At 71.2% G+C, this 6,000-nt stretch carries 5 protein-coding genes; 3 read left to right on the plus strand and 2 right to left on the minus strand.

Annotated elements, in window-relative coordinates:
• Positions 1–55: 55 nt before the first annotated feature.
• Both ACLJQF_RS47945 and ACLJQF_RS47950 read right to left on the minus strand, forming a co-directional pair.
• The gene (locus ACLJQF_RS47945) at positions 56–682 is read right to left on the minus strand and encodes a (2Fe-2S)-binding protein (RefSeq protein ID WP_410617292.1); all 627 of its coding nucleotides are present in this window, start codon (positions 680–682) and stop codon (positions 56–58) included.
• A gap of 18 nt (positions 683–700) precedes the next feature.
• Positions 701–1,549, minus strand: a complete 849-nt coding sequence (locus ACLJQF_RS47950) for a putative RNA methyltransferase (protein WP_410617294.1) — start codon at positions 1,547–1,549, stop codon at positions 701–703.
• A gap of 173 nt (positions 1,550–1,722) precedes the next feature.
• Here ACLJQF_RS47950 and ACLJQF_RS47955 point away from each other — a divergent pair, with 173 nt between their 5' ends.
• From ACLJQF_RS47955 to ACLJQF_RS47965, 3 genes are read left to right on the plus strand one after another with little or no spacing between them, the layout of a single operon-like run.
• Complete coding sequence (locus tag ACLJQF_RS47955; protein ID WP_410617296.1) at positions 1,723–3,111, plus strand: ammonium transporter; 1,389 nt, start codon at positions 1,723–1,725, stop codon at positions 3,109–3,111.
• Positions 3,108–3,446: a P-II family nitrogen regulator gene (locus ACLJQF_RS47960; RefSeq protein ID WP_410617297.1), complete on the plus strand. Its 339-nt coding sequence runs from the start codon at positions 3,108–3,110 to the stop codon at positions 3,444–3,446. Before ACLJQF_RS47955 ends, ACLJQF_RS47960 begins: the two co-directional genes overlap by 4 nt.
• Before the next feature lie 10 nt (positions 3,447–3,456).
• On the plus strand, positions 3,457–5,766 hold the full coding sequence (locus ACLJQF_RS47965) for a [protein-PII] uridylyltransferase (RefSeq protein ID WP_410617299.1): 2,310 nt from the start codon (positions 3,457–3,459) through the stop codon (positions 5,764–5,766).
• Positions 5,767–6,000: the final 234 nt, after the last annotated feature.

Consider the following 6,000-nt stretch of genomic DNA (forward strand, 5'->3'; position numbering starts at 1 on the left):
GAAGGCCACATTGGGGCGCTCGTGACGAACGGCAAGGGACCTGCGACGCACCACATCAGCCCAGGGCGGCGCGAAGGCGGGCTTCGCGCTTTTCGGGCGTCTGACGCGGGCAGCTCACGCACTTGGGGTTGCCGACTTCGTAGATCAGGCAGCACGAAGCCCGGCGTACGGCGGGGGTGCGTCCGACGCGCACGAAGCGCGGCTTCGGCAGGCCCAGGTCGATCGCGTCGACCAGCGGCCCGGCGAGGGTCATCGCGCGCTCCGGATCGGGCGTCCACAGCAGCCGGTTCCCGATGGAGTCGGTGGCGATCGCCCCGAGCGCGCGCTCCCGCGCCCCGCTGACCTCGGCGATGGTCGTGATCGCGGTGCCGAGAGCGGTGGTGAGGGCGGCGCCCAGCTCCGGGAGGCCGCCGTCGAGGGGACGGGTGGACCGGGCGCCGAGGAACCGCCCGTCGGCGACGAGGTCGAGCTCCACGGCGTCCAGCGACGGATCGACCGGCGTCCCGGCCAGCAGGCCGTCCACCGCCGGTCCGACCAGCACCGACGACAGCGAGTACCACCAGATCGTCCCGAGCACCTCGGGCCGCGCGCAGCCGTACAGCTTCGCGGCGCCGCCGATGCGGGCCCGCACCCACTCCGCGTCCGCGAGCCGGGTCGCGGACGCGGTCCAGTCGGGCTTCACCCCTTCACCCTTCCAGACTCAGCGCCGCCGGTACGCCGACACCGTGAAGGACACCGTGACGAGCCGGGACTCGCTCAGCGCGTCGAGACGCTCCCGGCGGCCGTCACGGTCCAGGTGGAACGCGGCGGGACCCATCTCGACCGCCTGGCGCACCTGCCGCGGCGTGAACTCGACCTCGCGCCGGACCTCGGTGCGGTCCGTGCGCGTGAAGTACTCGCCGAGGGTGGCGTCCAGGCGCTCGTCCTTGCGCTCGTCGACGGCCAGCACCAGGTCGCCCAGCTCGCGGAGGTGGTCCGGGGCCGGCGCGGCGACGACCAGCAGGCCGCCGGGTCGCAGCACGCGGTGGAACTCCGGCCCGTTGCGTGGCGCGAAGACGTTCAGCACGACCGACGCCACGCCGTCGCCCACCGGCCACGGCTCCCACAGGTTCCACACCGCCGCGCCCAGCCGCGGGTGGGCGCGGGCCGCCCGCCGCAGCGCGACCGCCGAGACGTCCAGCGCGAGGCCGAACGCCTCCGACGTCGCCAGCACCCGCGCGAGGTAGTACCCGGTGCCCGCGCCCGCGTCGATCACGAGTCCGCCGGCCTCCGCGCAGACGCGGGCCAGTTCGTCGGCAAGGGGCTCGTAGGCGCCCGATTCCAGGAAGTCCGCGCGCGCCGCGACCATCGGCGCGGTGTCCGCCGTCCCGGCCGGGATTCGCGCGTGCAACAAGTTCACGTAACCCTGGCGTGCTAGATCGAAAGAGTGGCGGTTTCCGCAACGCAGCGTGCGTCCCGCTGCGCCGATCGGGTTGCCGCACACCGAACACCGCAGTGCTGCGACGACCGGGGGTGGCAGTGGGTCATTCCCGTTGTCGGCCGGTGTCATGGGGATATTCGACCACGACGTTTCGCAACCGGACACCGGAGGAGGGGTCCTGGGAAACCTGGCCGTAACAACCGGGCGCGCACAGTTCACGCGGGTGAAACCTCGCGAGCCGCCCCGTGAAACACCGCGCGCCAAAACTGCCATCGCACCAACCCAGGGCACGGGAGGACGATGTGCTGAACGCAGGAGACACCGCATGGGTATTGGCCAGCGCCGCGCTGGTCATGCTCATGACCCCAGGACTGGCGTTCTTCTATGGCGGCATGGTCCGCGCGAAGAGCGTCCTGAACATGCTGATGATGAACTTCATCGCGCTGGCCGTCGTGGGGGTGCTGTGGGCCCTGTACGGCTTCTCGATGTCCTTCGGAGACGACGCCTTCGGAGGGTTCCTCGGTAACTTCCACTTCGCCGGCCTCGAGAACACCTTCGGGAAACTCGCCGGCTTCGCGGTTGCCGCCACCGACACGACGCCGGCGGTCGCCTGGCCCGGCTCGGACGGCCTGCCCGTCCTCGCGTTCGTGATGTTCCAGCTGATGTTCGCGATCATCACGCCCGCGCTGATCTCCGGCGCCATCGCCGACCGCGCGAAGTTCTGGGGCTGGACGCTGTTCGTCGTCGTCTGGGTGACGGTCGTGTACTTCCCGGTCGCGCACTGGGTGTTCTCGTTCAACGGCTTCATCGGCGAGAACGCCGTCGGCGGCTGGATCGCCAACAACCTCAAGGCGCTCGACTTCGCCGGTGGTACCGCGGTCCACATCAACGCCGGTGCCGCGGGCCTGGCGCTGGCGATCGTGCTCGGCAAGCGCAAGGGCTGGCCGAAGGACACCGGCCGGCCGCACAACGTTCCGTTCGTGCTGCTCGGTGCTTCGCTGCTGTGGTTCGGCTGGTACGGCTTCAACGCCGGTTCGGCGCTGGCCGCCAACGACCTCGCCGCCGTCGCGTTCACCAACACCACCGTTGCCACCGCGGCGGCCGTCCTCGGCTGGCTGCTGATCGAGCAGATCAAGTTCGGCAAGCCGACCACCCTCGGTGCGGCATCCGGCGCGGTCGCCGGTCTGGTCGCCATCACCCCGGCGTGTGGTTTCGTGAGCCCGCTCGGGGCCATCGCGATCGGCCTCATCGCCGGTGCTCTCTGCGCGCTGGCCATCTCGCTCAAGTTCAAGTTCGGCTTCGACGACTCGCTCGACGTCGTGGGCGTCCACCTGGTCGGCGGCATCGTCGGCACGCTGCTGATCGGCTTCTTCGGCACCACCAGCGTCAACGCGCTCGGTGCGGACGGCCTGTTCTACGGCGGCGGGTTCACCCAGCTGGGTCGTCAGGCGGCGGCCGCCGGTGCGGTGCTCGCGTACTCCTTCGTGCTGTCCTTCATCATCGGCTTCGTGATCAAGAAGGCCGGCGGCTTCCGCGTCAGCGCCGAAGACGAGATCAGCGGCATCGACGAAGCCCAGCACGCGGAGAGCGCGTACGACTTCACCGGGTCGAGCGGCGGCATCGGCCAGCCGACGACCTTCCCGGTCAAGTCCGCCACCGGCAACGCGAAACTCGAGGAGAGCAAGGCATGAAGCTCATCACGGCGATTGTGAAGCCGTTCACGCTCGACGACGTCCGCTCCGCGCTGGAGCAGCTGGGCGTGCTGGGCATGACGGTCAGCGAGGTCCAGGGATACGGCCGGCAGAAGGGCCACACCGAGGTCTACCGCGGTGCGGAGTACTCGGTGGACTTCGTGGCCAAGTTGAAGGTCGAGGTCGTCACCGACGACACCAACGTGGAGAAGGTCCTCGAGGCCATCACCACGGCCGCGCACACCGGCAAGATCGGTGACGGCAAGGTGTGGGTGACGTCCGTGGAGACCGTCATCCGGGTACGGACCGGCGAGCGCGGCACGGACGCTCTATAAGGCGTCTGGGATGGCCGACGGGGGCGAACTGGTCAAGGCCACCGAGCGTTTGCTCGAGGGCAGGCACGGGAGGCTGGGGGCGTCCGCACTGCGGGCGGCCCTGGTCGACCTCTACGAGTTCTGGCTGGGCAGGGGAGCTTCGGCGGCCGGCGTCGACACCGCGGAACCGGGTGTCGCGCTGGTCGCCGTGGGCGGGCTCGGCCGCCGGGAGCTGGTGCCGTTCTCCGATCTCGACCTGCTGCTGGTGCACAACGGCAACAGCGGCGTCGGCGAGATCGCGGACGCGCTCTGGTATCCCTTGTGGGACGCGAAAGTCGGGCTCGACCACTCGGTCCGCACGCCCGGTGAGGCGCTGAAGGTCGCTTCGGAGGACCTTCGCGTGGCCATGGGCCTGCTCGACGCCCGGCACCTCGCCGGGGACGCCGAGCTGAGCGGCCGGGTGGTTTCCGCGGCGCGCGACCAATGGCGCCGTACGGCGCGCAAGCAGCTCCCGGACATGACGGCGTCGGTCCGGCAGCGCTGGGCCCGCAGCGGCGAAATCGCGCAGTCCGCCGAACCGGATCTCAAGCACGGCCGGGGCGGGCTGCGGGACTTCGCCGTCCTGGAGGCCCTCGCCGCGGCGCAGCTCACCGCGCGTCCGGGCGAGGAACTCCTGGAGGCGAAGGGGCTCCTGCTCGACGTCCGCACCGAGCTGCGGCGCGAGATCCGGCGCGAACGGGACGTCCTGTCCGCACCGGAGGCCGAACTGGTCGCCGCGGAGCTGGGTTTCGGCGACCGGTTCACGTTGGCCCGCAAGCTTTCCGGAGCGGGCCGCACGATCGCCTACGCACTGGACGTCGCCCTGCGATCCACTGTGGAGCCCCCGAAGACGCGCTTCGGACGGCGTCCGGCCCGCACCCCGCTGGCCGAAAACGTGGTGCTGCACGGCAACGAGGTGGCGCTGGCCCGCGACGCCGTCCCGGCGAAGGACCCGGCTCTGTTGTTGCGGGTCGCGGCGGCGTCGGCGCGCACGGGCAAGCCGATCGCGCTCGGCACGCTCAAGGCACTGGCCGAGTCGGCGCCGGAGCTGCGCACGCCGTGGCCGGCCGAGGCGCTGAACGCGCTGGTCGAGCTGCTGGGCGCGGGCGAGGGCCTGGTCGACGCGGTCGAGTCCCTGGACCGGACGGGCCTGTGGTCCCGGCTGTTCCCGGAGTGGGGCGCGGTCCGCGACCTGCCGCCGCGTTCGCCGGTGCACCAGTGGACGGTCGACCGGCACCTGGTGCGCACCTGCGTCGAGGCGGCCAAGCTGACGACCACGGTGTCGCGTCCGGACCTGCTGCTGATCGGCGCGCTGCTGCACGACATCGGCAAGGGCCGCGACGCGGATCATTCGGTGCTGGGCGCCAAGATCTCGGCCCAGGTCGCCACCCGGCTCGGGCTTTCCGCAGCCGACGCGGCCACGGTGTCGGCGATGGTCCGCCACCACCTCCTGCTGCCGCACACGGCGACCCGGCGCGACATCAGCGAGCCGGCCACGGTGGCCCGGGTGGTGAAGACCCTGGACAACGACCTCGTCCTGGTCGAGCTCCTGCACGCACTGACCCAGGCCGACTCGCTGGCCACCGGCCCCGGGGTCTGGACGGACTGGAAGGCGCGGCTGCTGGCGGAGCTGGCCGCCGGCTGCGAAGAAGTACTGCACGGCAAGGGTTTCACCGCCCCTTCGCCGATGGACGACGAACAACGCGAACTCGTCGCTTCGGCGGTGGCGTCGGGCACGGGCGAGATCCGGATCAGCTCGCACGGAAAGGTGGTCACGGTCCTGCTGGCGGTCCCGGCCCGGGCCGAGCTGCTGGCCCCGGCGGCGGGCGTCCTGGCACTGAACTCCCTGGAGGTCCACTCGGCGATCCTGCGCGGCCACGACGGCGGCCGGGCCGGGGTGTTCACGGCGTCCCCGAAGTTCGGTTCCCTGCCGGACGCGACCCTGCTGCGCGAGCAGTTCGCCCGCGCGGTGGCGGGCACGTTGCCCCTGACCCAGCGCTTGGCGGCGAAGGAACGCGACTACGGGCTGCCGGCGCCGGTCGCCCCGAAGGTGCTCTGGTTCGACGACGAGACGACGGGTCCGGACACGGTGGTCCTGGAACTGCGCGCGACCGACCGGATCGGGTTGCTGTTCCGGGTGGCGGGAGCGCTGCGCCGGTGTGACGCGGAGGTCCGCTGGGCCAAGGCGTCGACGCTGGGTGGTGCGGTGGTGGACTCGTTCGCGGTGACGCCGCGGAGCGGGCGCATCGAGCCCGGGTGGCGCCGCGAGGTGGAGCAGGCCGTCCTGGCCGCGGCGTCCTAGTGTTGCCTGTCGCAGATTTCGTGGACGCTCACCAATCCAAGCGCCCCAAGGCGGCCTTCGGTGCGTCACACGCACCGAAGGCCGCCTTGGGTGCGTGAGACGCAACCAAGGCCGCTTGGGTTCATGGGGTGGTTGCAACACCGATGGTTGGAGGGTGTTGTGGCTGGTCGGGTAGGTCGGGTGCCGTTGTTGCGGGATGTGCGGGTGCGGTTTTGGGAGCAGGTGCGGGCGGGG

Source organism: Amycolatopsis sp. lyj-109 (genome assembly GCF_046548995.1).
Taxonomy (GTDB): domain Bacteria; phylum Actinomycetota; class Actinomycetes; order Mycobacteriales; family Pseudonocardiaceae; genus Amycolatopsis.